Annotated in this window: 15 protein-coding genes; 11 read left to right on the forward strand and 4 right to left on the reverse strand. The window is 71.4% G+C overall.

Translation table 11 applies throughout. The features are described 5' to 3' along the window. Window positions 1-98 precede the first annotated feature (98 nt). The 3 genes from tsaB to tsaD all read left to right on the forward strand — a co-directional run bounded on the left by tsaB (window position 99) and on the right by tsaD (window position 2,459). Complete coding sequence (gene tsaB / locus IG84_RS0103130; RefSeq protein WP_031051020.1) at window positions 99-788, forward strand: tRNA (adenosine(37)-N6)-threonylcarbamoyltransferase complex dimerization subunit type 1 TsaB; 690 nt, start codon at window positions 99-101, stop codon at window positions 786-788. A gap of 74 nt (window positions 789-862) precedes the next feature. Further along, window positions 863-1,333 (forward strand): ribosomal protein S18-alanine N-acetyltransferase, encoded by a 471-nt coding sequence (rimI, locus tag IG84_RS0103135; RefSeq protein ID WP_037799185.1) that lies wholly within the window; start codon window positions 863-865, stop codon window positions 1,331-1,333. Further along, window positions 1,326-2,459, forward strand: coding sequence for a tRNA (adenosine(37)-N6)-threonylcarbamoyltransferase complex transferase subunit TsaD (tsaD, locus tag IG84_RS0103140; protein ID WP_031051028.1), 1,134 nt, complete (start codon window positions 1,326-1,328; stop codon window positions 2,457-2,459). Before rimI ends, tsaD begins: the two co-directional genes overlap by 8 nt. On the opposite strand, the gene IG84_RS0103145 is transcribed toward tsaD, so the two are convergent. Next, a complete protein-coding gene (locus tag IG84_RS0103145) occupies window positions 2,460-3,647 on the reverse strand; it encodes a THUMP-like domain-containing protein (RefSeq protein WP_417829616.1) in 1,188 nt (395 codons plus the stop codon). A 240-nt stretch (window positions 3,648-3,887) separates the two neighbouring features. On the opposite strand from IG84_RS0103145, the gene groES reads away from it, so the two are divergent. Together groES and groL are read left to right on the forward strand one after the other, a co-directional pair. Beyond that, window positions 3,888-4,196 carry a co-chaperone GroES gene (groES, locus tag IG84_RS0103150; RefSeq protein WP_019329594.1) on the forward strand — a complete coding sequence of 103 codons (309 nt, stop codon included), beginning with the start codon at window positions 3,888-3,890 and terminating at the stop codon, window positions 4,194-4,196. A 126-nt stretch (window positions 4,197-4,322) separates the two neighbouring features. Next, entirely contained in the window at window positions 4,323-5,948 is a 1,626-nt protein-coding gene (groL, locus tag IG84_RS0103155) for a chaperonin GroEL (protein ID WP_031051031.1), read from the forward strand. 73 nt (window positions 5,949-6,021) lie between these two features. On the opposite strand, the gene IG84_RS0103160 is transcribed toward groL, so the two are convergent. Further along, the gene (locus IG84_RS0103160) at window positions 6,022-6,795 is read right to left on the reverse strand and encodes an SDR family NAD(P)-dependent oxidoreductase (protein ID WP_031051032.1); all 774 of its coding nucleotides are present in this window, start codon (window positions 6,793-6,795) and stop codon (window positions 6,022-6,024) included. A 281-nt stretch (window positions 6,796-7,076) separates the two neighbouring features. Between IG84_RS0103160 and IG84_RS0103165 the strand changes: the two genes are divergently transcribed. After that, a complete protein-coding gene (locus IG84_RS0103165; RefSeq protein ID WP_031051035.1) occupies window positions 7,077-7,988 on the forward strand; it encodes a LysR family transcriptional regulator in 912 nt (303 codons plus the stop codon). A gap of 108 nt (window positions 7,989-8,096) precedes the next feature. Here the strand turns inward: IG84_RS0103165 and IG84_RS0103170 are convergent, their stop codons facing one another. After that, window positions 8,097-8,426 carry a WhiB family transcriptional regulator gene (locus IG84_RS0103170; protein WP_031051039.1) on the reverse strand — a complete coding sequence of 110 codons (330 nt, stop codon included), beginning with the start codon at window positions 8,424-8,426 and terminating at the stop codon, window positions 8,097-8,099. A 388-nt stretch (window positions 8,427-8,814) separates the two neighbouring features. Between IG84_RS0103170 and IG84_RS0103175 the strand changes: the two genes are divergently transcribed. From IG84_RS0103175 to IG84_RS0103190, 4 genes are all read left to right on the forward strand, one after another. Further along, the gene (locus IG84_RS0103175; protein WP_003948568.1) at window positions 8,815-9,426 is read left to right on the forward strand and encodes a response regulator transcription factor; all 612 of its coding nucleotides are present in this window, start codon (window positions 8,815-8,817) and stop codon (window positions 9,424-9,426) included. Between the two features lie 371 nt (window positions 9,427-9,797). Continuing rightward, window positions 9,798-10,373: a sigma-70 family RNA polymerase sigma factor gene (locus IG84_RS0103180; protein WP_030262963.1), complete on the forward strand. Its 576-nt coding sequence runs from the start codon at window positions 9,798-9,800 to the stop codon at window positions 10,371-10,373. A 174-nt stretch (window positions 10,374-10,547) separates the two neighbouring features. Further along, window positions 10,548-12,047 (forward strand): IMP dehydrogenase, encoded by a 1,500-nt coding sequence (gene guaB / locus IG84_RS0103185; protein WP_031051042.1) that lies wholly within the window; start codon window positions 10,548-10,550, stop codon window positions 12,045-12,047. 113 nt (window positions 12,048-12,160) lie between these two features. Beyond that, window positions 12,161-13,270 (forward strand): GuaB3 family IMP dehydrogenase-related protein, encoded by a 1,110-nt coding sequence (locus IG84_RS0103190; protein ID WP_031051044.1) that lies wholly within the window; start codon window positions 12,161-12,163, stop codon window positions 13,268-13,270. Between the two features lie 50 nt (window positions 13,271-13,320). On the opposite strand, the gene IG84_RS0103195 is transcribed toward IG84_RS0103190, so the two are convergent. Further along, window positions 13,321-14,568: a nucleotide sugar dehydrogenase gene (locus tag IG84_RS0103195; RefSeq protein ID WP_031051047.1), complete on the reverse strand. Its 1,248-nt coding sequence runs from the start codon at window positions 14,566-14,568 to the stop codon at window positions 13,321-13,323. Between the two features lie 209 nt (window positions 14,569-14,777). On the opposite strand from IG84_RS0103195, the gene IG84_RS0103200 reads away from it, so the two are divergent. After that, the gene (locus tag IG84_RS0103200; protein ID WP_031051049.1) at window positions 14,778-16,484 is read left to right on the forward strand and encodes a glycerol-3-phosphate dehydrogenase/oxidase; all 1,707 of its coding nucleotides are present in this window, start codon (window positions 14,778-14,780) and stop codon (window positions 16,482-16,484) included. The last annotated feature ends 33 nt before the right edge of the window (window positions 16,485-16,517 follow it).

Raw genomic sequence — 16,517 nt, forward strand, 5'->3', positions numbered from 1 at the left:
GGTCCGTACGCGTCAGAAGTCCGAAGTCCCCGCACGCAGCGTACCGGCGAGCGCGGTACCCGGCAGGGCGGTGTCCGCCGCGCCGTAGTCTTGAGGGCGTGCTGCTGCTTGCCCTTGACACCGCGACCCCCGCCGTTTCCGCCGCCCTGCTGAGCTGCGACCCCGCCCCGGAGGGCGGCGCGGCCGCTCCCCGCGTGCTCGCCGAGGCGCGCGAGGTGGACGCGCGCCGCCACGGCGAACTGCTGCTGCCCGCCGTCGACCGGGTGCTCGGCGAGGCCGGCGTGAAGCTCGACGCGGTCACCGACATCGTCGTCGGCGTCGGCCCCGGCCCGTACACGGGCCTGCGCGTCGGCCTGGTCACCGCCGCCACCTTCGGCGCCGCCCTGGACGTGCCCGTGCACGGCCTGTGCACGCTGGACGGCATCGCGTACGCCTCCGGGATCGAGGAGCCGTTCGTGGTCGCCACGGACGCGCGCCGCAAGGAGGTCTACTGGGCCCGGTACGGGGACTTCCGTACCCGGCTGACCGACCCGGCCGTCGACCGCCCGGCCGACATCGCCGAGCAGGTCGCCGGGGTACCGGCCGTGGGCGCGGGCGCGATCCTGTACGCCGACACGTTCGACGGCGTACGGACGGACGGGCCCGAGTACCAGTCGGCGGCCGCCCTCGGCACCCTCGCCGCCGAGAAGCTGGCCCGCGGCGAGGAGCTGCTGCCGCCGCGGCCGCTGTACCTGCGCCGCCCCGACGCCCAGGTGCCCGCCAACTACAAGGTGGTCACCCCCAAGTGACCGCCCACGCCGACCAGTCCGCCGACCGGTCCGGAGCCGCGCCCCCGGGCGCGCCGGCCGCCACACTGCGCGAGATGCGCTGGTGGGACATCGAGCCGGTGCTGGCGCTGGAGGAGGAACTGTTCCCCGAGGACGCCTGGTCCCGGGGCATGTTCTGGTCCGAGCTGGCACATGCGCGCGGGCCCGGCGCCAACCGGCACTACACCGTCGCCGAACGGGACGGCCGGCTCGTCGGCTACGGCGGCCTCGCCGCCGTGGACGGCACCGGCGACGTCCAGACCATCGCCACCGCGCGCGACCAGTGGGGCTCCGGGCTCGGCGGCCGGCTGCTGACCGACCTGCTCACCGCCGCCCACACCTTCGAGTGCCACGAAGTGCTCCTCGAAGTACGCGTCGACAACCACCGGGCCCAGCGGCTGTACGAACGCTTCGGCTTCGAGCCGATCGGCTTCCGCCGCGGCTACTACCAGCCGGGCAACGTCGACGCCCTGGTCATGCGCTACACCACCGAATCCCTCGTACAAGGAACACCGATCAATGGCTGACGAACCGCTCGTCCTCGGCATCGAGACCTCCTGCGACGAAACCGGTGTCGGCATCGTCCGCGGCCACACCCTCCTGGCCGACTCGATCGCCTCCAGCGTCGACGAACACGCCCGCTTCGGCGGCGTCGTCCCCGAGGTCGCCTCCCGCGCCCACCTGGAGGCCATGGTCCCCACGATCCAGCGCGCCCTGAAGGAGGCCGGCGTCGCCGCCTCCGACCTGGACGGCATCGCGGTCACGGCCGGTCCCGGCCTCGCCGGCGCCCTCCTCGTCGGCACCTCGGCGGCCAAGGCGTACGCGTACGCCCTCGGCAAGCCGCTCTACGGCGTGAACCACCTCGCCTCGCACATCTGCGTCGACCAGCTCGAACACGGCGCGCTGCCCGAGCCGACGATGGCGCTGCTGGTCTCCGGCGGCCACTCCTCGCTGCTCCTCGCGCCGGACATCACCTCCGACGTGCGGCCGCTGGGCTCGACGATCGACGACGCGGCGGGCGAGGCGTTCGACAAGGTCGCCCGGGTGCTGAACCTCGGCTTCCCCGGCGGCCCGGTCATCGACCGCATGGCCCGCGAGGGCGACCCGGAGGCCATCGCGTTCCCGCGCGGCCTGACCGGCTCCCGCGACCCGAAGTACGACTTCTCCTTCTCCGGCCTGAAGACCGCCGTGGCCCGCTGGATCGAGGCCAAGCGCGCGGCCGGCGAGGAGGTGCCGGTCGCCGACGTCTCCGCGTCCTTCCAGGAGGCCGTCGTGGACGTGCTGACGCGGAAGGCCGTCCGGGCCTGCAAGGACCACGGCGTGGACCACCTGATGATCGGCGGCGGCGTCGCGGCCAACTCGCGGCTGCGCGCGATGGCCGAGCGGCGCTGCGAGGACGCGGGCATCACGCTGCGCGTGCCGCGCCCGAAGCTGTGCACGGACAACGGCGCGATGGTCGCGGCCCTGGGCGCCGAGATGGTCGCCCGGAACCGCCCGCACTCCGCCTGGGAGCTGTCCGCCGACTCCTCCCTCCCGGTCACCGAGCCGCACGTCCCGGCCCCGGGCCACGAGCACCGCCACGGCGTCCCGCACTCCCACCAGCACGGCCACGATCACGTGCACGAGGTCAGCAAGGACAACCTGTACTCGTGATCAGCCGTCGGCAGGCTTCGCGGGCCGCCCGATGAGCATCGTCGGGGCGCCCGCGACGCGGGTGAGGAGGACCGTGGCCGCGTTCGGGCCGCGGAGCTTCACCTTGCGGCGGATCTCCTCCGGTTCGACGGCGGAACCGCGCTTCTTGACCGTCAACACGCCGATCTCGCGTTCCCGAAGGAGTGCCTTGAGCTTCTTCAGGTTGAAGGGCAGCTCGTCGGTGATCTCGTAGGCGGCGGCGTACGGGGTGGGGCGCAGCTCGTCGGCGGTGACGTACGCGATGGTCTCGTCGATCAGCCCGCCGTCCAGCTCGGCCGCGACCTCAGCGACCAGGTGGGCGCGGATGACGGCGCCGTCCGGCTCGTAGAGGTAGCGGCCCACGGGGCGCACGGGCGGGTCGGGAAGCGGCGCCGTGGTGCTGAGCGAGGCACCGGAAGGCAGCAGGGTCGCCCGCATCGCGCCGGGTTCCGTGCCGAACCAGAGCACGGCCTCCTTCACGTCGCCGCCGTCCGAGATCCACTCCGCGGCGGCGTCCTCGGGGATCGCCTCGTGCGGGATGCCGGGGGCGATCTTGAGCGCGGCGTGCGGGGCCTTGCGGGCCGCCTCGATCGCCCAGGAGAGGGGCGGGGAGTATGCCTCGGGGTCAAAAATGCGGCCGCGGCCCCCTCTGCGGGCCGGGTCCACGAACACCGCGTCGTACGAGGTCGTGTCGGTCTCCGTGACGTCCTCGCAGCGCACCTCGATGAGGTCCGCGAGCCCCAGCGCCTCGGCGTTGGCGCGGGCCACCTCCGCGGTCAGCGGGTCGCGGTCCACCGCCAGGACGCGGATGCCCGCCCGGGCGTACGCGATGGCGTCGCCGCCGATGCCGCAGCACAGGTCGGCGACGCTGCGTACGCCCAGCTCCGCGAGGCGGGCGGCGCGGTGGACGGCGACGGTGCGGCGGGTGGACTGCTCGACGCCGTTCGGGGTGAAGAACATCCGGTACGCGTCCTCGGCACCGAACTTCGCGACCGCCCGCTGCCGCAGCCGGGCCTGCCCGAGGGCCGCGGAGACCAGCTCGGCCGGGTGCTCGCGGCGCAGCCGGGTGGCGGTGGCGAGTTCCTGGGCGGGGTCGTGGTCGCGGAGGCCGGCCAGCAGCGCCCGGCCCTCGTCGGTGAGCAGCGCGGAGAAGGAGTCGAGAGGGTTCACCCGGCCCATTCTGGGGCAGGTCACGGAACCGCTGAGCGGACAGGTCGTGGATCTCTTTCGAAGCCACGTTGGCACTCCGCTTGACCGAGTGCTAACCGCGTCATAGTCTCGCTGCTGGCACTCCCCGTTGGAGAGTGCCAACACAGCGACGGGCAGGTCCGGCACCCGCGACGACGGATCGACCTGGTCGCCACCTCAGACAGTTAACCCCGTGAGATCTCCGAAGGGGGAGGTCGGATCGTGACGACCGCCAGCTCCAAGGTTGCCATCAAGCCGCTCGAGGACCGCATTGTGGTCCAGCCGCTCGACGCCGAGCAGACCACGGCTTCGGGCCTGGTCATTCCGGACACCGCCAAGGAGAAGCCCCAGGAGGGCGTCGTCCTGGCCGTGGGCCCGGGCCGCTTCGAGGACGGTAACCGTCTTCCGCTCGACGTTTCCGTCGGCGACGTCGTGCTCTACAGCAAGTACGGCGGCACCGAGGTGAAGTACAACGGCGAGGAGTACCTCGTCCTCTCGGCCCGCGACGTTCTCGCGATCGTCGAGAAGTAAGCCGGGACCTGGGATTTCCCAGGCCGCTTCACCCCAGCTGTTCTGATCTGCGCCCCTGGTTCCCGCGTCTCACCACCCGGGGCAGGGGCGCATTTCGTTGAGAGTACGACTAAGGACACGTAACTCATGGCGAAGATTCTGAAGTTCGACGAGGACGCCCGTCGCGCCCTCGAGCGCGGCGTCAACAAGCTTGCCGACACGGTCAAGGTGACGATCGGCCCCAAGGGCCGCAACGTCGTCATCGACAAGAAGTTCGGCGCCCCGACCATCACCAACGACGGTGTCACCATCGCCCGCGAGGTCGAGGTCGACGACCCGTACGAGAACCTCGGTGCCCAGCTGGTGAAGGAGGTGGCGACCAAGACCAACGACATCGCGGGTGACGGCACCACCACCGCCACCGTCCTGGCCCAGGCGCTGGTCCGCGAGGGCCTGCGCAACGTCGCCGCGGGTGCCTCCCCGGCCGCCCTGAAGAAGGGCATCGACGCCGCCGTCAAGGCCGTGTCCGACGACCTCCTCGCGAGCGCCAGCCCGATCGACTCCAAGGAGGACATCGCCGCCGTGGCCGGCCTGTCCGCCCAGGACAAGCAGGTCGGCGAGCTCATCGCCGAGGCGATGGACAAGGTCGGCAAGGACGGTGTCATCACCGTCGAGGAGTCCAACACCTTCGGCCTGGAGCTCGACTTCACCGAGGGCATGGCCTTCGACAAGGGCTACCTCTCCCCGTACATGGTCACCGACCAGGAGCGGATGGAGGCCGTCCTCGAGGACCCGTACATCCTGATCCACCAGGGCAAGATCGGCTCGATCCAGGACCTGCTCCCGCTGCTGGAGAAGGTCATCCAGGCCGGTGGCTCCAAGCCGCTGCTGATCATCGCCGAGGACGTCGAGGGCGAGGCCCTGTCGACCCTGGTCGTGAACAAGATCCGCGGCACCTTCAACGCCGTCGCCGTGAAGGCCCCCGGCTTCGGCGACCGCCGCAAGGCGATGCTCGGCGACATGGCCACCCTCACCGGTGCGACCGTCATCGCCGAGGAGGTCGGCCTCAAGCTCGACCAGGCCGGTCTGGACGTGCTGGGCACCGCCCGCCGCGTGACCGTCACCAAGGACGACACCACCATCGTCGACGGTGGCGGTAACTCCGAGGACGTGCAGGGCCGCGTCAACCAGATCAAGGCCGAGATCGAGTCCACCGACTCGGACTGGGACCGCGAGAAGCTCCAGGAGCGCCTCGCCAAGCTCGCCGGTGGCGTCTGCGTCATCCGCGTGGGTGCGGCCACCGAGGTCGAGCTCAAGGAGAAGAAGCACCGTCTGGAGGACGCCATCTCCGCGACCCGCGCCGCGGTCGAGGAGGGCATCGTCTCCGGTGGTGGCTCCGCTCTGGTCCACGCCGTCAAGGTGCTCGAGGGCAACCTCGGCAAGGAGGGCGACGAGGCCACCGGTGTCGCCGTCGTCCGCCGCGCCGCCGTCGAGCCGCTGCGCTGGATCGCCGAGAACGCGGGCCTCGAGGGCTACGTCATCACCTCGAAGGTCGCCGAGCTGGAGAAGGGCAACGGCTTCAACGCCGCCACCGGCGAGTACGGCGACCTGGTGAAGGCCGGCGTCATCGACCCGGTCAAGGTCACCCGCTCCGCCCTGGAGAACGCCGCCTCCATCGCCTCCCTGCTCCTCACGACCGAGACCCTGGTCGTCGAGAAGCCGGCCGAGGAGGACGAGGCCGCCGGCGGTCACAGCCACGGCCACGCGCACTGAGTGAGCTGAACCAGCACCGAGGCCCGGCACCCCGATGGGGGGCCGGGCCTCGGGCTTTTCCCGTACGTACGGGCTACTGCGGCCCGTACTTCCGCCCCGTGCGGGACGTGACGCCGCCCAGGAGGTTGCGCGGGGCGAGCTTCACGACGCCCATCAGGGCCTTGTAGCGCGGGTCGGGGATGGAGAGGGAACGGCCGCGGGCCAGGTCCTTCATCGCGGCGTCCACCAGATTGTCCGCGTCCAGCCACATCCAGCCGGGGATGTTGTCCGTGCCCATGCCCGCGCGCTCGTGGAATTCGGTACGGACGAAGCCCGGGCACAGGGCCATCAGGCGGACCCCGCTGCCGGCCAGGTCGCGCGCCGCGCCCTGGGTGAACTGCACGACCCACGCCTTGCTCGCGCCGTACGTGCCGCGCGGCACGAAGGCCGCGACCGAGGCGACGTTGACCACGCCGCCGCGCCGCCGCTCGCGCATCCCCTTCACCGCCGCCGAGGTCAGCCGCAGCACCGCCTCGCAGTGCACCTTCAGCATCGTCAGCTCGTCGGCCATCGGCACTTCGAGGAACTCGCCCTTGTTGCCGAAGCCCGCATTGTTGACCAGCAGGTCCACCGGGTGCCGGCGGTCCGAGAGCCGTTCCTCGACGGCCGCGATGCCCTCCTCCGTCGCCAGATCGGCGACCAGCACACCGGCCTCGATGCCGTGCCGGTCGTGCAGCTCGGCCGCGTGCTCGCGCAGCTTCTTCTCGTTACGGGCCACCAGCACCAGGTTGTGTCCATCGGACGCCAGCCGGCGCGCGAACGCCGCCCCGATGCCCGCCGTCGCTCCCGTGACCAATGCAGTCGTCATAAGAGAACGCTATCGGCACGGTGCTTCGCCGCCCGCCCGGGCACCCGCCGTACGGGCGACCGACCCGCCGTCAGCTTCCCGGCCGCGTCCGGTACTTCAGCGCTCGCACATCGCGCGTTTCCGGCCCACTGGCGGTGGGATTCGCGCCGAATGCTCCGGCGGTTTCCGCTGCCGTGCGGCCGTACGGCGCGGCGCGGTTCCCGCTGTCGTGCGGCGGACAGCGCAGCAAAGCGGTGAGTGAATTATCCGAGCTCGCCCCAAGTGGTGCTTATGCTGAAGACATGATCGAGGCCCGTCATCTCCGCGTGCTGCGCGCCGTCGCCCGGACCGGTTCCTTCTCCGCCGCCGCGCGTGAGCTCGGCTGCACCCAGCCCGCCGTATCCCAGCAGATGAAGGCGCTCGAACAGTCGGCGGGCACGCCGCTGATCATCCGTGCCGGCCGCGAGATGCGGCTCACCGAAGCGGGCCAGGCCCTCGTGCGGCACGCCGCCGGCATCCTCGCCGGGCTCACCGCCGCCGAGGAGGAGGTCGCGGCGATCGCCGGGCTGCGCGCCGGACGGGTGCGGCTGGTGTCCTTCCCCTCGGGCAGCTCCACGCTGGTGCCGACCGCGCTGGCCGCGATGCGCGCCGCGCACCCCGGTACGGCGGTCTCGCTGGACGAGGCGGAGCCGCCGCGCTCCATCGAGATGCTGCGCGGCGGGGACTGCGAGATCGCGCTGGCCTTCCGGTACCCGGAGGTGCCGGGCGCCGACCCGGCGGCCGAGTCCGAATGGGACGACCTGGTCGTACGCCCGGTACTGAGCGACCGGCTGGTGGGGCTGGTGCCCGAGGAGCACCGGCTCGCCGACGAAGAGCGCGCGGGCTTCGCCGAGCTGGCGAAGGAGCCGTGGATCGCGGGCTGCCCGCGCTGCCGCCGCCACCTGGTCACGGTGTGCGAGCGCGCCGGTTTCACGCCGCGCATCGACTTCGCCACCGACGACTATCCGGCGGTGATCGGGCTGGTGGGCGCGGGTCTGGGCGTCGCCGCGCTCCCGGAGCTGGCGCTCGCCTCGGTACGGCCCAAGGGGGCGCGCACGATCCAACTGGAGCCGGTCGTGCAGCGCGAGATCGTGGCGCTCACGCTGCCGGACCTGGCACAGGTCCCGGCGGTGGCGGCCATGCTCGACCAGCTTGCGGCCGCGGGCCGCCGCTGACACTTCACCGGTACCGCTCTCCCGGGGCGGTACCGGCCGTCGTACCGACGGGCGCGGCAGCGGCGCTGTAGCGGCGAAGAAACGTTACGCCTATTCGGGTGTACGGCATCAGCCTCTGGACAGCGTCGCCGGATTCGAGCCGCCGGCCGGTACCAGGCGGTGCCGGGCCCGGCCCATCAGCTCTTCGCGCTCGTCCTCGGTCAGTCCGCCCCACACGCCGTAGGGCTCGCGGACGGCCAGGGCGTGGGCTGCGCATTCGGCGCGTACGGGACAGCGCATGCAGACCTCTTTTGCGGACGTCTCACGCGCGCTGCGAGCCGCGCCGCGTTCGCCCTCGGGGTGGAAAAAGAGCGAACTGTCCACGCCGCGGCAGGCGGCGAGCAGCTGCCAGTCCCAGAGGTCCGCGTTCGGGCCCGGAAGGCGGGAGAAATCTGCCATTGCTAGTCCCCTCGAAGCGTGGCGGTACGGGCTCCTGTTCAAGACCGTACATCTACCGTCTAAGCAGATGTAAATATGACTCATCTCGAATCTTGCCCCAGATAACTAGCAAACGGAAGAAAAGCCACCAAACAGGGCATAGTGCCCTCGCGAGAGGAAGTGGAGCGGCAGGGGGCGCGGGTCCTGCTGCTGCGTGTCCGGCCCCTCACATAGAGTGTCGAAAACGGCTCCTCAGCCCGTAACTCTTTCGGGTGACCGTCGTTGAGAGTGCGGAAGCGGTTGACAGAGGGACCCTCCGGGCAGGTGTCCGAGGCCGTCAATCGCACAGGTGACGATACGTACCAGCCTGGAGGCACAACGTGACGCGCATCAGCTGCGGAGGACGGCCATGACTTCCGTCCTCGTCTGCGACGACTCCCCGCTTGCCCGAGAGGCGCTCCGTCGGGCGGTTGCGACCGTCCCCGGTGTCGAGCGCGTGACGACCGCGGCCAACGGCGAGGAAGTCCTCCGCCGCTGGGGTGCCGATCGCTCGGACCTGATTCTGATGGACGTACGGATGCCCGGCCTCGGCGGCGTCGAGACCGTGCGCCGGCTGCTGTCCGCCGACCCGGGCGCCCGGATCATCATGCTCACCGTCGCCGAGGACCTCGACGGCGTGGCGCTGGCCGTCGCCGCCGGCGCCCGCGGCTATCTGCACAAGGACGCCTCGCGCGCCGAGCTGCGCGCGACGGTGACCCAGGCGCTCGCCGACCCGACCTGGCGCCTCGCCCCGCGCCGGCTGCGGTCCGCCGAGATGGGTGCCGCGCCGACGCTCACCGCGCGTGAGATCCAGGTGCTGGAAGGCATGAGCCACGGCCGGTCGAACGCCGAAATCGGGCGCGAGCTCTTCCTCTCCGAGGACACGGTCAAGACGCACGCCCGGCGTCTCTTCAAGAAGCTCGGCGCCTCCGACCGCGCACACGCGGTGGCACTCGGCTTCCGCTGGGGCCTGGTGCGCTGAGCGGTTGGCCGCGAGGGCACAGCGGGGCCGCGGCGTGCGTCCTCCCGTCGGGGTGGCGCGTGCCACGGCCCCGTTGTGCAGCCGTCCGGCGCCGAAACCTCACGCGATGCCGCATGCTTGAGGTGTGACTCCTCCCCGGCTCCAGGGCCGGGGCTTCTCACTCGGCCAGAAGAGACCTCATGACGGACATGCCCTGCCCGGTGCCCCACGGCGCCGAAGAACTCCATGGGCGACGTCTCGGGTCCGGCATGGGCAACACCCGAAAGGGGGAGGCGTGGGACGTGAGTGCTGGCACACCGACGCATAACACTTCGGTGCACAACTACGGGGGCGATGCCGCGAACCGCGCGGCACCAAGGCACCATGGACCGATGCGCGAGGACGGGACCCAGGAGATCGGCGGGCTCGTCGCACGTGCCGTCGAGGGGGACCGGCAGGCCACGCACGACCTCCTCGCGCACGTGCACCCGCTCGCACTGCGCTACTGCCGTACGCGGCTCTCCAGGCTGCCGGGTGACGCTCGCCACTTCGTCGAGGACCTCGCGCAGGAGGTCTGCGTGGCGGTGCTCTGCGCGCTGCCGCGTTACCGGGACACCGGCAAGCCGTTCGAGGCGTTCGTCTTCGCGATCGCCGGCCACAAGGTCGCCGACCTGCAGCGGGCCGCCATGCGCGGCCCCGGCAGTACGGCCGTGCCCTCGGACGAGATGCCGGAGCAGCCGGACGATTCGCTCGGGCCCGAGGAGCGTGCGCTGCTCAGCAGTGATGCGGAGTGGGCCAAGAAGCTGCTGGCCAGCCTGCCGGAGAACCAACGGGAGCTGGTGCTGCTGCGGGTCGCGGTCGGGCTGACGGCGGAGGAGACCGGGCAGATGCTGGGGATGTCGCCGGGGGCCGTGCGGGTCGCGCAGCACCGCGCGCTCAGCCGGCTGCGGGCGCTCGCCGAGCAGTAGGCGCCGCCTCCTCCTGCAGCGGAGGGGGCGGGCTGGCCGTACGGGGCGGCGCCGTCCGTGTGAACGTCCGTGTGAACGCACAAAGAATGCGGGTGATCTTGCTCGTGGAATGAGCCACCGGCCATTCCCGTTAGCATGGACATCCGCACTGATCAAGGCCATTGGGAAGGTGTCATGACCAACGTCGACGGAGTGCCCGGAAAATTCGCGACACTCGGGCTGACCTACGACGATGTGCTGCTGCTGCCGGGCGCCTCGGACATGGCGCCCGACCAGATCGACACCTCCTCGTACATCTCGAAGAACGTCCGGGTGAACGTGCCGCTGCTGTCCGCGGCGATGGACAAGGTCACCGAGGCCCGGATGGCCATCGCCATGGCCCGTCAGGGCGGCGTCGGCGTGCTGCACCGCAACCTCTCCATCGAGGACCAGGCCAACCAGGTCGACCTCGTCAAGCGCTCCGAGTCCGGCATGGTCACGGACCCGATCACGGTGCACCCGGACGCGACCCTGGCCGAGGCCGACGACCTGTGCGCGCGCTTCCGTATCAGCGGCGTGCCGGTGACCGACGCGGCGGGCAAGCTGCTCGGCATCGTCACCAACCGCGACATGGCCTTCGAGACCGATCGCAGCCGTCAGGTGCGTGCCGTCATGACGCCGATGCCGCTGGTCACGGGCAAGGTCGGCATCTCCGGCGTGGACGCCATGGAGCTGCTGCGCCGCCACAAGATCGAGAAGCTGCCGCTGGTCGACGACTCGGGCGTCCTCAAGGGCCTGATCACGGTCAAGGACTTCGTCAAGGCCGAGCAGTACCCGAACGCCGCCAAGGACTCCGAGGGCCGGCTGCTGGTCGGCGCGGCCGTGGGTGTCGCGGGCGACGCGTACGAGCGGGCCCAGGCGCTGATCGAGTCCGGCGTGGACTTCATCGTCGTGGACACCGCGCACGGCCACTCCCGGCTGGTCGGCGAGATGGTCGCCAAGATCAAGTCGAACTCCTCCGTCGACGTCGTCGGCGGCAACGTCGCCACCCGCGACGGCGCCCAGGCGCTGATCGACGCCGGCGTGGACGGCATCAAGGTCGGCGTCGGCCCCGGCTCCATCTGCACCACCCGCGTCGTCGCCGGCATCGGCGTCCCGCAGGTCACCGCGATCTACGAGGCGTCGCTGGCCGCGAAGGCGGCGGGCGTCCCGGTCATCGGCGACGGTGGCCTCCAGTACTCCGGTGACATCGCGAAGGCCCTGGTCGCGGGCGCCGACACGGTCATGCTCGGCTCCCTCCTCGCCGGCTGCGAGGAGTCCCCGGGTGAGCTGATGTTCATCAACGGCAAGCAGTTCAAGTCGTACCGCGGCATGGGTTCGCTCGGCGCGATGCAGACCCGCGGCGACCGGAAGTCCTTCTCCAAGGACCGGTACTTCCAGGAGGGCGTCGCCTCCGACGAGAAGCTGGTGCCCGAGGGCATCGAGGGCCAGGTCCCGTACCGCGGCCCGCTCTCCTCGGTCGTTCACCAGCTCGCCGGCGGCCTGCGCCAGTCGATGTTCTACGTCGGCGGCCGGACGGTCCCGGAGCTGCAGGAGAGGGGCCGGTTCGTCCGGATCACCTCGGCGGGCCTGAAGGAGAGCCACCCGCACGACATCCAGATGACGGTCGAGGCGCCGAACTACAACGCCCGCTGAGCGGGTAGCCACGGCTCCAGGACCACGGTTCGGCGGGTGCCCGCGGACGTCCGTCCGCGGGCACCCGCATGTCGGGGATACTGGAACGGCAGACAAAGAGGAAAGGCCACACAGTGACTGAGATCGAGATCGGGCGCGGCAAGCGCGGCCGCCGGGCGTACGCCTTCGACGACATCGCCGTCGTACCGAGTCGGCGGACCCGCGACCCGAAGGAGGTCTCGATCGCCTGGCAGATCGACGCCTACCGTTTCGAGCTGCCGTTCCTGGCCGCCCCGATGGACTCCGTCGTCTCGCCGCAGACCGCCATCCGCATCGGCGAGCTGGGCGGCCTGGGCGTGCTCAACCTCGAGGGCCTGTGGACCCGGTACGAGGACCCGGAGCCGCTGCTCGCGGAGATCGCCGAGCTGGACGAGGCCACCGCGACCCGCCGCCTGCAGGAGATCTACGCGGCCCCGATCAAGGAAGAGCTGATCGGCCAGCGCATCAAGGAGGTGCGCGACTCCGGCGTGGTCACCGCCGCCGCGCTCTCCCCGCAGCGCACCGCCCAGTTCTCCAAGGCCGTCGTGGACGCGGGCGTGGACATCTTCGTGATCCGCGGCACCACCGTCTCCGCCGAGCACGTCTCCTCCGCCGCCGAGCCGCTGAACCTCAAGCAGTTCATCTACGAGCTCGACGTCCCGGTCATCGTCGGCGGCTGCGCGACCTACACCGCGGCCCTGCACCTGATGCGTACCGGCGCGGCCGGCGTGCTGGTGGGCTTCGGCGGCGGCGCCGCGCACACCACCCGTAACGTCCTGGGCATCCAGGTCCCGATGGCCACCGCCGTCGCGGACGTCGCGGCCGCGCGCCGTGACTACATGGACGAGTCCGGCGGCCGGTACGTCCACGTCATCGCCGACGGCGGCGTGGGCTGGTCCGGCGACCTGCCCAAGGCCATCGCCTGCGGCGCCGACGCCGTGATGATGGGCTCCCCGCTGGCCCGCGCCACCGACGCGCCCGGCCGCGGCCACCACTGGGGCATGGAGGCCGTCCACGAGGACGTGCCGCGCGGGAAGCGCATGGACCTTGGCACGGTCGGCTCGACCGAGGAGGTCCTGCACGGCCCGTCGCACACCACGGACGGTTCGATGAACTTCTTCGGCGCGCTGCGCCGCGCGATGGCCACGACCGGCTACTCCGACCTGAAGGAGTTCCAGCGGGTCGAGGTGACCGTCCGCGCGTAATCCGCCGTACTTCGTAAGGGGCCCTGCCGGCGCGGCGGGGCCCCTTCGCGTTACAGCCGGTGGGCTGCGCCCGTCGGCGTCGCCCCGCGGGTGTCCAGCAGGAGCTGGGCCTTCACGGCCAGGCCCTGGAGGTCGTACGTACGGTGGTGCTGCAGGAGCAGCGTGAGGTCGGCGGCGGAGGCGGCCTCGTACAGCGAGTCCGCGCGCGGGACCGGGCGGCCCATGACCTGCCACTGGGGGACGTACGGGTCGTGGTAGGTCAGATGGGCGCCCAGCTCCAGGAGGCGGGAGGCGATCTCGCGGGCCGGTGAGCCCTCCTCGTCGCCGATGTCCGGCTTGTACGTCACCCCCAGCAGCAGCACGCGCGCGCCGCGCGCCGATTTGCCGTGCTCGTTCAGGAGGGTGGCGCAGCGCTGGATGACGTACCGGGGCATCCGGCCGTTGACCTCCTGGGCGAGTTCGACCATGCGGAGCGGGTAGCCGGGGGAGCGGCCCTTGTGGGCCAGGCCGTTGGGGTCGATGGGGACGGCGTGGCCGCCGACACCGGGGCCGGGGCGGAACGCCTGGAAGCCGAAGGGCTTGGTCTCGGCGCAGCGGATGACGTCCCAGAGGTCCACGCCGATGTCGTGGCAGAGGACGGCCATCTCGTTCATCAGGGCGATGTTGACGTGCCGGTAGTTGGTCTCCAGGAGCCCGGCGGTCTCCGCCTCCTTGGGGCCGCGGGCGCGGACGACCTTGTCGGTGAGCCGGCCGTAGAAGGCGGCGGCCGCTTCGGTGCAGGCCGGGGTGAGGCCGCCGATGACCTTCGGGGTGTTGGAGTGGCCGTAGCGGCGGTTGCCGGGGTCGTACCGGGCGGGGGAACAGGCGAGGTGGAAGTCGCGTCCCGCGGTGAGACCGGAGCCCGCTTCCAGGAGCGGCCGGAGGAATTCCTCGGTGGTCCCGGGGTACCCCGTGGACTCCAGGATCACCGTGGTGTGGGGGCGCAGATGTGCGGCGAGGGTGCGGGCGGCCTCGGCCACTGCGCGGAGGTCCAGCGCGCGGTCCTCGCCGAGCGGGGTGGGGGCGCAGATGACGGCCGTACGGACCCGGCCGAGCACTGCCGGGTCGGTGGTGGTGCGGAAGCCGGCGGTGAGCAGCCGGCGTACTTCGGTGGAGGAGAGCGGGCCGTCGGCTCCGAGGCCGGCGGCGGTGTGCGGTGCGGGGGCGTAGCCAAGGGTGCCGAGGCCGGCGGCGACGGCGGCCTGGGCGAGGGGGAGGCCGATGTGGCCGAGTCCGATGACGGCGAGGTCTGCGGGCATTCTGGCCGTCCTTCCCGAGCGATTCCAGGTAGCGCATAAGTAGACTAAGCCGACATTTGACCCAGAATGGGGATTGGTGGATCAAGGGTGCGGAGTGGCGTCTTCCCGGCCGGTAAGTGTGCGGAGGGTGGCTGGCCCGGCCGCCTGCGGACAGAATCAACAACGGGGTGTGGCACCGATCACAGCACCGACCGAAGCGGGAGGCAGTGGTGAGGACAGCGACACTGGGACCGGCGGAGCGCGCCGGAGCACTGGCACGGATGGCGGAACGCGAGCTGGACGTGCTGGTCATCGGCGGCGGCGTCGTCGGCGCCGGCACCGCACTGGACGCGGTGACGCGCGGACTGTCCACCGGCCTGGTCGAGGCGCGGGACTGGGCATCGGGCACGTCGTCGCGCTCCAGCAAGCTGATCCACGGAGGGCTGCGCTATCTGGAGATGCTGGACTTCGCGCTCGTACGGGAAGCGCTGAAGGAACGCGGGCTGCTGCTGGAGCGGATCGCGCCGCATCTGGTGAAGCCGGTGCCCTTCCTCTATCCCCTTCAGCACAAGGGCTGGGAGCGCTGGTACGCCGGCACGGGCGTGGCGATGTACGACGCGATGTCGCTCTCCTCGGGGCACGGCCGCGGGCTGCCGGCCCACCGGCATCTCACCCGTTCGCGCGCGCTGCGTGTCGCGCCCTGCCTGAAGAAGGACGCGCTGGTCGGCGCGTTGCAGTACTACGACGCCCAGATGGATGACGCGCGTTATGTCGCCACCATCGTGCGCACCGCCGCCGCCTACGGGGCGCTCACGGCCAACCGGGCCCGGGTCGTCGGCTTCCTGCGCGAGGGCGAGCGGGTGGTCGGCGCGCGGGTGCAGGACGTGGAGGCCGGCGGCGAGTACGAGGTGCGCGCCCGGCAGATCGTCAACGCCACGGGCGTGTGGACGGACGACACCCAGGGCTTGATCAATGAGCGCGGCCAGTTCCACGTCCGCGCCTCCAAGGGCATCCACCTGGTCGTACCGAAGGACCGCATCCACTCCACCACCGGGCTGATCCTGCGCACGGAGAAGAGCGTGCTCTTCGTCATCCCGTGGGGACGGCACTGGATCATCGGCACCACCGACACCGACTGGGACCTGGACAAGGCGCACCCCGCCGCCTCCAGCGCCGACATCGACTACCTCCTCGAACACGTCAACTCCGTGCTCTCCACCCCGCTGACCAGGGACGACGTGGAAGGTGTCTACGCGGGTCTGCGGCCGCTGCTGGCGGGTGAGTCGGACGCGACGAGCAAGCTCTCGCGCGAGCACACCGTCGCGCACCCGGTGCCGGGCCTGGTCGTGGTCGCGGGCGGCAAGTACACGACGTACCGGGTCATGGCCAAGGACGCGGTGGACGAGGCGGTGCACGGGCTGGACCAGAGGGTCGCGGACTGTGTGACCGAGGACGTGCCGCTGGTGGGCGCGGAGGGCTACAAGGCGCTGTGGAACGCGCGGGCGCACATCGCGGCACGCACCGGCCTGCACGTCGCCCGGATAGAGCATCTGCTGAACCGCTACGGCTCGATGGCGGAGGAAGTACTGGAGCTGATCACCGACGATCCGTCACTCGGCGCCCCGCTGGCGGCCGCCGACGACTACCTCCGCGCCGAGGTCGTCTACGCCTGCACCCACGAGGGCGCCCGCCACCTGGACGACGTGCTGACCCGGCGCACCCGGATCTCCATCGAGACCTTCGACCGGGGCACCCGCAGCGCCCGCGAGGTCGCCGAGCTGATGGCGCCCGCGCTGGGCTGGGACCAGGACCAGATCGACCGGGAGATCGAGCACTACGAGAAGCGGGTCGAGGCCGAGCGGGAGTCCCAGCGGCAGCCGGACGACCTGACGGCGGACGCGGCGCGGCTGGGGGCGCCGGACATCGTGTCGCGGTAGGGGCGCGAGGCGCCCTGGGGCGTGGCGCCCTCG

This window comes from Streptomyces ochraceiscleroticus (genome assembly GCF_000720485.1).
Lineage (GTDB): Bacteria > Actinomycetota > Actinomycetes > Streptomycetales > Streptomycetaceae > Streptomyces > Streptomyces ochraceiscleroticus.

What these genes read in the sequence shown, in the direction of transcription:
- rimI (WP_037799185.1), top strand. Translation starts at nt 863, where the DNA reads ATGCGCTGGTGGGACATCGAGCCGGTGCTGGCGCTGGAGGAGGAACTG.
- tsaD (WP_031051028.1), top strand. Translation starts at nt 1,326, where the DNA reads ATGGCTGACGAACCGCTCGTCCTCGGCATCGAGACCTCCTGCGACGAA.
- groL (WP_031051031.1), top strand. Translation starts at nt 4,323, where the DNA reads ATGGCGAAGATTCTGAAGTTCGACGAGGACGCCCGTCGCGCCCTCGAG.
- IG84_RS0103160 (WP_031051032.1), bottom strand. Translation starts at nt 6,795, where the DNA reads ATGACGACTGCATTGGTCACGGGAGCGACGGCGGGCATCGGGGCGGCG.
- IG84_RS0103165 (WP_031051035.1), top strand. Translation starts at nt 7,077, where the DNA reads ATGATCGAGGCCCGTCATCTCCGCGTGCTGCGCGCCGTCGCCCGGACC.
- IG84_RS0103170 (WP_031051039.1), bottom strand. Translation starts at nt 8,426, where the DNA reads ATGGCAGATTTCTCCCGCCTTCCGGGCCCGAACGCGGACCTCTGGGAC.
- IG84_RS0103175 (WP_003948568.1), top strand. Translation starts at nt 8,815, where the DNA reads ATGACTTCCGTCCTCGTCTGCGACGACTCCCCGCTTGCCCGAGAGGCG.
- IG84_RS0103180 (WP_030262963.1), top strand. Translation starts at nt 9,798, where the DNA reads ATGCGCGAGGACGGGACCCAGGAGATCGGCGGGCTCGTCGCACGTGCC.
- guaB (WP_031051042.1), top strand. Translation starts at nt 10,548, where the DNA reads ATGACCAACGTCGACGGAGTGCCCGGAAAATTCGCGACACTCGGGCTG.
- IG84_RS0103195 (WP_031051047.1), bottom strand. Translation starts at nt 14,568, where the DNA reads ATGCCCGCAGACCTCGCCGTCATCGGACTCGGCCACATCGGCCTCCCC.